Annotated in this window: 11 protein-coding genes; 8 read left to right on the forward strand and 3 right to left on the reverse strand. The window is 63.2% G+C overall.

Going from position 1 to position 12225, the window contains the following annotated elements:
• Positions 1-3: 3 nt before the first annotated feature.
• Positions 4-1020, reverse strand: coding sequence for an aldo/keto reductase (locus Q0603_RS12380; RefSeq protein WP_298726077.1), 1017 nt, complete (start codon positions 1018-1020; stop codon positions 4-6).
• A gap of 236 nt (positions 1021-1256) precedes the next feature.
• Between Q0603_RS12380 and Q0603_RS12385 the strand changes: the two genes are divergently transcribed.
• Complete coding sequence (locus Q0603_RS12385; protein WP_298726079.1) at positions 1257-2171, forward strand: AraC family transcriptional regulator; 915 nt, start codon at positions 1257-1259, stop codon at positions 2169-2171.
• Between the two features lie 79 nt (positions 2172-2250).
• Complete coding sequence (locus Q0603_RS12390) at positions 2251-3663, forward strand: serine hydrolase domain-containing protein (protein WP_298726081.1); 1413 nt, start codon at positions 2251-2253, stop codon at positions 3661-3663.
• Positions 3664-3673: 10 nt separating this feature from the next.
• Here Q0603_RS12390 and Q0603_RS12395 read toward each other — a convergent pair whose 3' ends face one another.
• Positions 3674-4123, reverse strand: a complete 450-nt coding sequence (locus Q0603_RS12395; RefSeq protein WP_298726083.1) for a PAS domain-containing protein — start codon at positions 4121-4123, stop codon at positions 3674-3676.
• Positions 4124-4317: 194 nt separating this feature from the next.
• On the reverse strand, positions 4318-5373 hold the full coding sequence (locus Q0603_RS12400; RefSeq protein WP_298726085.1) for an SGNH/GDSL hydrolase family protein: 1056 nt from the start codon (positions 5371-5373) through the stop codon (positions 4318-4320).
• A gap of 340 nt (positions 5374-5713) precedes the next feature.
• Between Q0603_RS12400 and Q0603_RS12405 the strand changes: the two genes are divergently transcribed.
• The 6 genes from Q0603_RS12405 (at position 5714) to Q0603_RS12430 (ending at position 12221) form a co-directional block, all read left to right on the forward strand.
• Positions 5714-6349: a TetR/AcrR family transcriptional regulator gene (locus Q0603_RS12405; RefSeq protein WP_298726088.1), complete on the forward strand. Its 636-nt coding sequence runs from the start codon at positions 5714-5716 to the stop codon at positions 6347-6349.
• A gap of 24 nt (positions 6350-6373) precedes the next feature.
• A complete protein-coding gene (locus Q0603_RS12410; RefSeq protein WP_298726090.1) occupies positions 6374-7360 on the forward strand; it encodes a nitronate monooxygenase family protein in 987 nt (328 codons plus the stop codon).
• Positions 7361-7372: 12 nt separating this feature from the next.
• Positions 7373-8908, forward strand: coding sequence for an acyl-CoA synthetase (locus Q0603_RS12415; protein ID WP_298726092.1), 1536 nt, complete (start codon positions 7373-7375; stop codon positions 8906-8908).
• A 26-nt stretch (positions 8909-8934) separates the two neighbouring features.
• The gene (locus tag Q0603_RS12420; RefSeq protein ID WP_298726094.1) at positions 8935-9930 is read left to right on the forward strand and encodes a zinc-dependent alcohol dehydrogenase family protein; all 996 of its coding nucleotides are present in this window, start codon (positions 8935-8937) and stop codon (positions 9928-9930) included.
• A 112-nt stretch (positions 9931-10042) separates the two neighbouring features.
• Entirely contained in the window at positions 10043-11284 is a 1242-nt protein-coding gene (locus Q0603_RS12425) for a PLP-dependent aminotransferase family protein (protein ID WP_298726095.1), read from the forward strand.
• A 166-nt stretch (positions 11285-11450) separates the two neighbouring features.
• Positions 11451-12221 carry a class II aldolase/adducin family protein gene (locus Q0603_RS12430; RefSeq protein WP_298726097.1) on the forward strand — a complete coding sequence of 257 codons (771 nt, stop codon included), beginning with the start codon at positions 11451-11453 and terminating at the stop codon, positions 12219-12221.
• The last annotated feature ends 4 nt before the right edge of the window (positions 12222-12225 follow it).

The following is a 12225-nucleotide window of genomic DNA, read 5'->3' on the forward strand; positions in this document are numbered from 1 at the left end:
TTTTTAAGTCCTCGCCCGCAATTCGGCCTGACCGCGCGCGATCGTGCCGGGATAGCGCTTGTCGGGATACCAGGGCATTTCCGCGATCTTGTCGAAGCCGGGGATGCTTTCCATATGCCGCACCATACGGGCCCGCATTTCGCGATCGGGCAGCGGCCCGCGCAGCACTGCGATATTTTCCGCCGCATGATCGGGATTCGACGTCGCCGGCAGGGCGCAGGTGACGGCGGGATGCGAGATCACCCATTTGAGGAAGAACTGCGCCCAGGTCTCGGCACCGATCTCGCGGGCAAAATCAGGCAGCGGACGCCCCTCCACCACCTTGAACAGCCGTGACTTCTCGAATGGCATGTTGGTCAGCACCGCCGTGCCGCGCTCGGCCGCCATCGGCAGCAGCCGCTGCTCGGCCTGCCGGTTGAAGATCGAGTAGTTGACCTGCACGAAGTCAAGGTTGCCGCGCTCCACCCAATTGGTCAGCGGCTCCATATAGGCATTCTCGAAATGCGTCACGCCGAGATAGCGGATGCGGCCCTCCTTTTTCCAGGCGCGCAAATACGGCACCATGACATCGACATTCACCAGGCTGTGCACCTGCATCAGGTCGATGCGCTCGCGCCACAATCTGTTTTCGGATTGCTGCAGGCTGCGCCGCGCATGGCTTTCATCCATCAGATATTCGCCGGTTGACCAGATCTTGTTGGCGATGAAAAGCTGATCGCTGATACCGAGTGCGGCGGCATGGTCGCCAACGGTGATTTCGCCGGTGCCATAGAGCGGCGAGGTGTCGATCACCCGCCCGCCGCCATCGAAGAAGCGGCGCATGACTTCGCGCAGATGATCTCGCTTCTGCCCGGGGATGACATCGAAAACGAGGAACGTGCCAAGCCCCACCGCCGGCAAAGCCTCATTGGTACGGGGGATGGTGCGCGTGATGATGCCTGATTGCTGCTGCGCGCGGGCCGCGCCGGCCAGCAAGCCCGGCATGGCCGCCGTCACGCCAAGGCCCAAGGCGCCCTGCATCAGCTTCCGCCGGTTAGTCAAAAAACGCTCTCTCTGCATGGCTCTTATCCCTCTTGGCCTGCTGCGATGCGCGGGAACGATAGACAAGCCGCACATCGGATGCGCGCGCGATCCTGACCGGATGAGCGCATTCCTGATCAAAACTGCAGAGAGCGGCAGATGTGACTGGGATCACTGCCCCCGCGTGCCCCCTTGCGATAGTCTGATCGGGGTGCGGCTCCTGATGGGACAGACATATGCAGGAACACGGGCATATTCTTCAGGGACGCAGGATCGATCCGCTGCCCGTCGCCTGGCAGAGCTTTGCCTGGTCCAGCGGCCGCTTCGACATGGCGCGTCGTCCCTTCGCGAAGGAAGCCGGAGGCCGCATCGCCATCAACCATCACCTCATCCTGGTGACGCTGTCCGGCGGCGCGCGGCGCTGCCAGGTCGCAACGGAATGCGGCCATCGTTATGACGGCGAGGACTTCGCCGGTGCAGTGTCCTTCATTCCTGCTGGCTGCAGCCGCCACGTCATGCTGCAGAACGTGCAAAGCGAATGGGCCTCGATATCTCTCAGGCCCGATCTGCTGGACCTGTCCATCCTGAACGCGGAAGGTGACGGCGTTATCGAGATCCCGGCCTTCACGAATGTACGCGATCCGCTGATTTTCGGCATGCTGACTTCCTTCGCCCAGTTGCGACAGGAGAGCGACAGCATTGATGCTTCTTATGCCGATGCAATGACCCTCGCGCTGGCCCGGCATCTGATGACGCGCTACGGCCAGGGCCGCGCCTTTCCCCATGGCGCCTTGCGCAATCCCGCATCCTGGAAGCTGCCGCCCTGGCGCCTGCGCCGCATCGCCGATTACGTCGAGGCTCATCTCGACAAGCCGATTCAGGTTGGCGATCTGGCCGCCATTGCAGGCCTGTCGGTCGGCCATTTCCATCGCGCCCTGCAGGCCACGATCAGCCAGACGCCTTTGGACTTCATCACCAGCCGTCGCATTGCGCGAGCGCGGCAATTGCTGGCCGAAGGCGATATCGCTGTCACCGAACTCAGTCTGCTTGTCGGCTTTTCCAGCCCCAGCCATTTTGCGCGGCTGTTCCGCCGTGCCACCGGTGTCAGTCCTTCTGAATACCGCAAAGGCCTTCGCCCATCGGGCCGCTGAAGGCTGCTGCTCCTTTATCCGCATTGTCACAGTTCGACCACCGCAGCCTGCTTATGCTGGTGATGGGAGGATGTCTGCAATGCTGCGTTTAGTTATCGTTCCGTTGCTCGGGTTCATTGCCCTGTTCTGTATCGTCACGCCAGCCTTCGCCCAGCGCGGCAATCCCGATCTCAGTTTCGGCGGCCAGACCGTCGATGCAATGATCGCCGACTACATGGCCGAGAACATGGTACCCGGCATGGTGCTGGCGGTTCTGCAAGGCTCCCACATGACACGGCTTTCCGCCTACGGCCTGGCTGATGACGACAACAAGACGCTCACCGGCATAGACAGCCTGTTTGATATTGGCCCGATGGCGGAAGCCTTCACGGCGGTTGCTGTGATGCAGCTGATCGAATCCGGCAAGCTCAAACTGGAAGACACGCTGGGCAAGCATCTATCCGACCTGCCCAAGACCTGGCAGCCGCTCAGCATCCATGCCCTGCTGGCACATGCCTCGGGCCTGCCAGATTACATGCGTGAGGCGGATTACGACCCGATTCGCGCGGCAACGCCGGCAGATCTGATCGCGCTTGTCGCCGCCAAGCCTTTCGCATTCAAGCCCGGCATGGATGTCGCCAGAAGCGCCACCGACTACCTGCTGCTGGCCATGATCGTCGAACAGGCAAGCGGCATGCCCTTCCATGATTTCCTGCGCCGCTATCAGTTCGAACCTTTGGGCTTACGCGACATCGTCTTCGCCGATGAGCTTCGCGGCGATATCACCGAACGCCGCGCCACCGGCTATCGTGACGGCGCGCCGGCCGGTCTTGCGCCGCCATCTGCCCGCCCGGGCAGCGGCGGCATCTTCGCGACTGTTGCCGATCTTGGCCGCTGGGCCATGGCCTTGAGCAGCGACATGCTGATCAAGGATGCGGATTTGCGCGGCGCGCTGCTCAGCCCCGTGCTGCTGCCCGATGGGCGCAGCCTGCCGGTCAATGGTCCCTGGCGCTTTCCCGGCCGCAAAGGCCTGATGTACGCGGCCGGTAGTACCAGCGGTCACTCCGCGTTTCTCAGCCGCTTCACGGCGCCAGAGGATCGGCTCGACGTCGTTTTGCTGGCCAACAAGGAAGGGCTGGATCTGACCATGCTGGCGCGGCGCATCGCCGGCGCCTATGACCAGCGGCTGGGACCGCCACCGGGCAAGGATTTGCGCGCCCGCCAGAGCCCCTATCCGGCCAGCCAGGCTTTCGAACGCTTTGCCGCCATCGTCAAACGGGAGAAGCTCGGCAGTCTGGGCCGGATTTCAGAGATCGGCGGGGTTACCACCGCGACCATCACGCCGCCGGCCAGCGATCCGCTGCCGGTCGCCGCACCGCCGGCATCTCCGATCCGCGCCAGCGCCTGGGAAGAAAAAGGTCAGGTCTGGCTCGGCATTCTCGACAAGGGTCCGCCCAGCGATCTGCGCCGCGAGCTGGAGGAAGCGCTGCTGAAAGCCGTGACGCCGTATTAGGAAGCCCAGCCTACGCGCCGATTGTCGGGTAGATCGCGGCGAGAATCTTGTTGACCTCGCCGTTCTCCATCAGCGGCAGGGCCAGTTTGTCCACCGTCAGGTATTTCCGGGCCGATGGCGATTGGCGCGACACGCCAAGCGGCGCAACGCCGGACCGCACCTGGCGGTATTCCAGCAGCGGCTTCTCGCCCACCAGCGTAATGGCTTCCAAGGTGGTCATGCCGGTCAGGTCGAAGCCGAACAGGCTGACCAGATCGGTCCCGTAAACGCGGTAGCGGAAATCGTCGCCGGCAATGCAATCCAGCAGCATGAGATGACCCAGCCAGGGGCGAAGCTCCTCGACGGCAAGCTCAGCGCGTGACGGCGCAGGGCGGCCGCTGCGTTTCTCCTCCCAGAAGCGATGCAGAGCCTGCAGCTTTGGATGGGCTACGGTCAGCTCGGACGCGTTGGGCTGGGGCATCGTGGGGCGCCACTTGAACATTGATCTACTCGAAACGAAGAACTGGGATCAGACATCAGAACGGCGCGCGCACTGAATTACTTTCCGGTAATCGGCCTGTCATCGAACCGCCCAACTGCGAATAACAGGCCGTCAATAGCAGGTAATGCGTCTCCCGGTAATGCCTTGCCGGGCGGCTATGGCTTGCCTGCAATCTATTCCATCACCGTCCTGCCGCTCCCCAGGCCATCCTGCGGCCGCCCGTCTTGCAGCCGGCTGTCCTGCAACCGGCCATCTTGCGGATGTCTGACGGCAAACTTGCCCGCGACCGACCGCTGCCCCAGCCGCTCGACCACCTGCGCCGATAGCCGCCGCACCGCGGGATACTGCAAGTGCAGCGCGTCGAAATAATCCTTGTCCCCATAGGCATCGTCGGCATGCAGGTCGATGACGCGCGCGCCATGGCGGGCGCCAACCTCGCGCGCATGCTGAATGATCTGCGACAGGGTTTTTATCGATTGAGGATATTGCTTCCGGTATTCCGGATGGATCGGCGGAAAAACGATGGTCAGGTGCTTGCCGCGTTCCGCGACATCGCCGATCAGCCTGCCAAGTTCCTGCACGCAGGCCTTGTCGACCTCGATAGTGCCGTACCGCAGGCCCCGCTTCATGCTGTCCGGAACTTGCAGCGGACCGGAACCCCAGTCGTCGATATACATGTCGCCCAGGAAGGGTTGCGTCTTCGCCTCCCGCGACAGCGCGGTTTGGACGAAACGCCGCGGCGCGAAATAGCGCAGATAGAAATACGCCGCAGGCCATTGTCCGAAGGCATAGGCCGCCGCCTCGGAGGCGTTGAACAATTCCCGCGGCTCGGTCGTGCAGTTTTCGTAATCCGGCAGGCTGGTGATCATGACGATATGATCCACCTGCTGGAAATGATCGAGGTAGAAATCCAGCATCGCGCGGGTCTGATGGATTTTCAGATGCACGATGCTGGCATCGAGAAACCGCGTTTTTCCGCCCGCATATTCAGCATAGATGTCGCCGGCGATCTGGCGCCAGGCAACGGAGGAACCGACGCTGATCAGAGTCGGCTGAAAATCGGGATGTTCACGGTGGAAACGCAGCTTCTCATCCAGCGCCGCAAAGCGTGAGATCGGCGGGGCCGGGAAATGCTCGGGGAAAAATGCCGCCAACCCGCCATAGAATATGCCCAAGCCACCGATCACTGCGGCCACACCTAGCGCCATGCCAAGTCCGAAGGATTTCATCAACCTCACCCAAGGAGAGATAAGAAGGGGCTGCAGACAAGCCCTGTGACTGGCCCATCGCGCGTGGGTTAAGCGGGTAGGTTTGGCGGGCGGGGCCACTGCCCTTCTGTCGCGCGCAGGCCATATCGCTTCGTTTCATGGAAGCAGAGCATTGTTGGACAAGCGGATCGAGAAGTTCGTAGAAAATAGCATCCGTGCCCGGACTTGTTCTGTGACCATCCAAGGCCTTGGTGCGCTGCGGGAAATCCTTGGACTGACGGCTCTGGCCGGAAACCGCTGATTTTGGTGCCGCTGAAAATGGGGCTTGTAAGGCGGCGTCTTTTATTTACAGTGTATATTAATGCCGAAGACGCTCTCCCAGGCCGAGATCGATGCCTTCCGCGCCAAGCTCTGCGCGGCAGCCGAGCGGCGCTTTGCCCAATACGGCGTCGAGGGCGTTTCGCTGCGCCAGTTGGCCGAGGATCTCGGCTGCAGCGCCATGACCCCTTACCGCTATTTCCGCGACAAGGACGAGATCGTCGCCACCGTGCGCACGGCAGCTCATAACCGCTTCGCCGAAAGCCTGGAGGCAGCGCTTCGCTCGAAGGGCAATGCACGTCAGCGCGGTCGCGCCGTGGGTGAAGCCTATATCCGCTTTGCCCTGGAAAATCCCGACAGCTATCGCCTGATGAATGACGCCGCGGAAACCGATCCACAGCGTTTTCCGGAACTCGCAAAGGCGCAGGCCCGCTCGCGCCGCACCATGACCGCCTATATCGAAGACCTGGTGGCCGAAGGCGAATTGGAAGGTGATCCGGAAATTCTCGGCCACGTCTTCTGGGCTACCACCCACGGCCTGATCATGCTGAAATTGGCCGGCCGGATCGATGCCAGGCTGGATTTTCACGATCTTTACCGGGCTGCCATGCGCCTTCTGGCCAAGGGCGCAGCGCCCAAGGCCGACGCGAAACCAATGCGCCGACGCAAACGCGCATAAAGTTAGAAACGAAAGGAAACGTCCATGTCCATACCTGCCGTCCTGAAGGGGAAACTCAGCCTGCCGGTCATCGCTTCGCCGATGTTCATCGTCTCCGGCCCCGAACTGGTGATCGCGCAATGCAAGGCCGGCATCGTCGGCTCCTTTCCGGCGCTGAATGCCCGCCCGGCCGAGATGCTGGAGGAATGGCTGAAGCGCATCACCACTGAACTGGACGAATACCGCGCGCAGAATCCCGACAAGCCGGTGGCGCCCGTTGCCGTCAACCAGATCGTGCATCACTCCAACGACCGCCTGAAGCACGACGTGGAAGTCTGCGTCAAATACAAGGTGCCGATCGTGATTACCTCCCTGCGCGCGCCGGACGAAGTGGTGGGGGCGATTCATTCCTATGGCGGCATCGTGCTGCATGACGTGATCAACATCCGCCATGCCAAGAAGGCGCTGGAAGCCGGCGTTGATGGCCTGATCCTCGTTTGCGCCGGCGCTGGCGGTCATGCCGGCACGCTCAGCCCCTTTGCCCTGGTCTCGGAGGTGCGGCAGTTCTTCGACGGCCCGGTTGTGCTGTCAGGCTCGATCACCAACGGCAACCAGATTCTGGCTGCCCAGGCGATGGGCGCCGATTTCGCCTATATGGGCACGCGTTTCATCGCCACCAAGGAAGCCAACGCCCAGCCGGAATACAAGCAGATGCTGGTCGACACCTCCGCCAGCGATATCGTCTACTCCTCGCTGTTCACCGGCGTGCATGGCAATTACCTCAAGCCCTCCATCGCCAAGGCCGGTCTCGATCCCGACAACCTGCCGGAAGCCGACAAGAGCACCATGAGCTTCGGCTCGGGCGGCAGCTCGAAGTCAAAGATCTGGCGCGACATCTGGGGCGCCGGCCAGGGCGTGGGCAGCATCCATGACATCCCCAGCGTTTCGGAACTGGTTGCCCGTCTGAAGCGCGAATACGACGCCGCCCGCGCCAAGCTGACGGCGCTGCCGGCCAGTCTCGCCGCCGAATAACCGGACCCGGACATGTCCGCGCTCATCTCCGGCGACCGCCGGCTGTCGCAGGCTGCGCTGCAGGAACGGGCGGCGAAAGCCGCAGGCGGCTTCCGTGCGCTTGGCATTGGCATCGGCGATGTGGTTGCGCTCTACATGCGCAACGATTTCGCCTTCTTCGAGGCATCTCTGGGCGCGGGCCTTGCCGGCGCCTATGCCACGCCGATCAACTGGCATTTCACTGCCGAGGAAACCGCCTATATCCTGCAGGATAGCGAGGCCAAGGTTCTCGTCGTGCACGGCGATCTGTGGCCGCGCATTGCCGGCATCGTGCCGGAGAACGTGCGCGTCTTCATCGTGCCGACACCGCCGGAGATTGCCGCCGCCTATGGCGTGGCGGACATCCTGCCGCCCGAGGCCGCAAAGCTGACGCAATGGGAAGACTGGCTGCTGGCGCAGACGCCCCTGCGCGAGGATACGCCGCCGCCGCGCAACGCGATGATCTACACCTCCGGCACCACCGGCCGGCCGAAAGGCGTGCGCCGCGCAGCGCCCACACCCGAGCAGGCCGCCGGCAATATTGTCGCCGCCTCCACCTATTTTGGTCTCGATCCGCAGGAGGAAAAAGTCATCCTGATGAACGGCCCGATGTATCACTCGGCGCCGAATTCCTACGGCATGATGGCGGCGCGCCAGGGCGCGACCATCGTTTTGCAGCCGCGCTTCGATGCGGAAGACATGCTGGCGATGATCGAGCGGCACCGCATCACCCACATGCACATCGTGCCGACCATGTTCGTGCGGCTGCTGAAGCTGCCCGAAGCCGTAAAGCGCAAATACGATCTCAGCAGCCTGCGCAACGTCGTGCATGGCGCAGCGCCGTGTCCGCGTGACGTGAAGCTTGCGATGATCGACTGGTGGGGACCGGTGATCAACGAATATTACGGCTCCACCGAAACCGGCATTGCCGTGTGGCTGTCGGCTGCCGATGCGCTCCGGAAACCCGGCAGCGTCGGCCGCATCCTGCCGGGCTGCACCGTGAAGGCCTTCGGCGATGACGGCCGCGAATTGCCGCCGGGCGAGATCGGCGAGCTTTACATCCGCGCGCCCTACATCCCCGATTTCACCTACAACAAGCTCGACGACAAGCGCCGCGAAGTGGCGCGCGGCGAACTGGTGACGGTCGGCGATGTCGGCTATGTCGATGCGGAGGGCTTCGTCTATCTCTGCGACCGCAAGCGCGACATGGTGATCTCCGGCGGGGTCAACATCTACCCGGCCGAGATTGAGGCCGTGCTGATCGGCATGCCGGGCGTGAAGGACTGCGCCGTCTTCGGCATTCCCGATGACGAATTCGGCGAAAGCCTCTGCGCCTATATCGAGCCCGACGACATGGCCGCTGCGCCCTCGCCCGATGCGGTGCGCAGCTTCCTGGCCCAGCATGTCGCCAAGTATAAGGTGCCGAAGATCGTTGAGGTGGTCTCCAGCCTGCCGCGCGAGGATTCCGGCAAGATTTTCAAGCGCAAGCTCCGCGCGCCCTATTGGGAAAAGGCCGGCCGGTCCATCTAGGCCGCGCCATTTGAGAGGAAACAATCATGGTGAAAGCGATCCAATATGCCCGTTTCGGCAAACCCTGGGAGGCGGCCGAACTGGTCGATCTCCCTGATCCGGGCCAGCCCGGCGAGGGCGAAGTGCTGATCGATGTCGAGGCTTGCGCGATCAACCCGGCCGATCTCTTGCAGCTTGAAGGCCGCTACGGCGTGGAGCCGCCGCCCCTGCCCGCCATCGGCGGCGGCGAAGGCGTTGGCATCGTGCGCCAGCTTGGCCCCGGCGTGTCGCATCTGAAGGCCGGCGACCGCGTGCTGCTGCTCTTTGCCGGCCGCGGCAACTGGCGCAAGCAGGTCAAAGCCAAGGCGGCGAAGCTGTTTGCGCTGCCCAAGGCCGATCCGCTGCAGCTCGCCATGCTGACGGTCAATCCCGCCACAGCGCTGCTGATGCTGAAAAGCTTCATCGATCTGAAACCCGGCGACTGGGTGATCCAGAATGCCGCCAATTCCGGCGTTGGCCACAATGTCATCGTGCTGGCCAAGAAATTCGGCCTGCGCAGCCTCAACATCGTCCGCCGCGCGTCACTGATCGACGAGCTGAAGCAGCAGGGCGCCGACGAGGTGCTGGTCGATGGCCCCGATCTTGGCCAGCGCGTCAAGGCGATCACCGGCAAGGATGCGGCGCCCAGGCTCGGCATCGACGCCATCGGCGGCGAGGGCACGCGCCGCATCGGCCATGCCCTGGCCAATGGCGGCGTGATCGTCAATTACGGCCTCCTGTCCGGCCAGCCCTGCATGGTCGATGCGGCCGAGACGGTGTTCCGTGACGTCGCGCTGCGCGGCTTCTGGCTGGCGCGCTGGTTTGCCACCGCCGCGCCGCAGGAATTGCAGCAGACCTATGCCGAGCTGACCAGGCTGGTGGCCGACGGCACCATCCATGTGGCGGTGGAGGCGACCTATCCGCTGGAGCGCTACAAGGAGGCGCTCAGCCATGCCGCCCGCGAAGGCCGCAAGGGAAAAATCCTGTTTACGCCGAATTCCTGACGGCGCCGTTCCGGTAGTATTCCGGTAACGCTTCCGTCTCTATGCTTTCCCCCTGCCGCCCGGCTGCGCTAAGCTGGGCGGCACTCGTTTGAGATAGCCCCGAGCTCATATCATGTCCGATTCTTCTCTTCCCGGCCTCGCGCAAGGCGTTGCCGAGCTGCGCGCCTCGGAAATCCGCGAATTGCTCAAACTCATCGCCAGGCCGGAGATCATATCCTTCGCCGGCGGCATCCCCGATCCGGCGATGTTCCCGCTGGACGCCATCACCAAGTCCTACGAGGCCCTGCTGCGCGATCCCTCTGCTGCGCAGGTCGCGTTCCAGTATTCGATCAGCGAAGGCTATCCGCCGCTGCGCGAGTGGATCCAGGGCTATCTCGCAGGCCATGGCATCGCCGCCAGGCCGGAAGAGATCCTGATCACCTCCGGCGCCCAGCAGGCGCTGGATTTCCTTGGCCGCGCCTTTATCGAGGAAGGCGATGGCGTGGTGATGTCGGCGCCGAGCTATCTCGGCGCCATCCAGGTCTTCGGCACCTATCGCCCGCGCTTCCATTCGGTGCCGATGGACGATGAAGGCGTGCTGCTCGACGAGCTCGAAGCCGTCTTCAAAGAGAAGCCGAAATTCTTCTATCTGACCCCGGACTTCTGCAATCCGGCCGGCGTCACCACTTCGCTGGCACGCCGCCAGGCGATCCTGAAGCTCGCGCATCAGTACGGCGTCTACATCGTGGAAGACAGCCCCTATGAGGAGCTGCGCTACGAGAATCCCCGCATCCCCAGCTTCTCGGCTCTGGAGGCCGAGTATCTGAAGCAGCCGGGCGCCGATCAGCGCCGCCTGGTGATCTATGTCGGCAGCCTGTCGAAGATCCTCACCCCCGCCCTGCGCATCGGCTGGATTGCCGCCGATCCGGCGCTGATCAATAAGCTGGTGCTGGTCAAGCAGGCTTCTGATCTGCATTGCAGCACCATCAACCAGATGATCGCCTGCGAGCTGGCGAAATCCTCGCATGCCAGCCAGGTGGTCAAGCTGCGCAAGGTCTACAAGGAGCGCCGCGACGCCATGCTGGCGGCGCTGGAGCAGAGCTTCCCCAAGGAAGTCAGCTTCACCCGGCCCGATGGCGGCATGTTCATCTGGCTGGAATTCCCCGAAGGCATCGACGGCACCCAGCTTCTGGAGGAAGCGATCAAGGATACCGAGGTCGCCTTCGTCCCCGGCTCCGCCTTCTATGCCAACGAGCCGAAGAAGAATACCGCGCGGCTTTCGTTCTCGCTGGGCGAGCCCGCGCGGATCAGGGAAGGCATCGAACGTCTCGCGGCGCTGTTGCAGAACAAGCTCCGCGCCAACAAGGCCGCGTAAGGCTGGGATCGCCACACCTGCCGGTTTCAAAACGTCATGCCGCCGCCTGAGATATGTTTCCGCCGCGGCATGACGTTTAGCGGTGAGGAGCTCCCCCCTCAAAATATCGCAGACTCCGCCCTCCTCCCGCCCTATCATCCTCCCATAAGACAAAGGGAGGATCGCCATGGCGGAGAATGTCATTCAGCTTGATCGCCGCAACAGCTGCTCGGAGGCCGAGTGGCAGACTCGCATCGATCTCGCCGCCTGCTATCGCCTGGTGGCGCTTTATGGCTGGGACGATCTGATCTTCACCCATATCTCCGCCCGCGTGCCCGGCAGCCACGATCATTTCCTGGTCAACCGCTATGGCCTGATGTTCGAAGAGATCACCGCCTCGAGCCTGGTGAAGGTCGGCCTCGACGGCACGGTGATCGACGACGAGCCGGACGCGATCAACCCCGCCGGCTTCACCATCCACAGCGCCGTGCACGAGGCGCGCCCCGATGCAGGCTGCGTCATCCATCTGCACACCACGGCGGGCGTTGCCGTCTCCGCCCAGGAGGATGGCCTGCTGCCAATCAGCCAGACCGCACTGTTTCCGCTCGCGCAGATCAGCTATCACGATTACGAAGGCGTGGCGCTGAACCCGGAGGAGAAGCAGCGCCTGGTGGCGCATCTGGGCCGCAGCAATGTGATGCTGCTGCGCAATCACGGCACGCTCGCGCTGGGGCCGACGGTCGCTGATGCCTTCCTCAACATCTACACCCTGGAGCGCGCCTGCGCGATGCAGATCGCAGCGCAGGCGGGCGGCGGCAGGCTGCAGCATGTGCCGCAGCCGATCGTCGACGGCATCATGGCGCAGGCCAAGCAGGTGACCCGAGGCCTGGGTGGCGCGCTCGCCTGGCCCGCCCTGCTGCGCAAGCTCGACCGCATCGATCCCAGCTTCCGCAACTGATCAA

The organism is uncultured Ferrovibrio sp., assembly GCF_937960835.1.
Classification (GTDB): domain Bacteria; phylum Pseudomonadota; class Alphaproteobacteria; order Ferrovibrionales; family Ferrovibrionaceae; genus Ferrovibrio.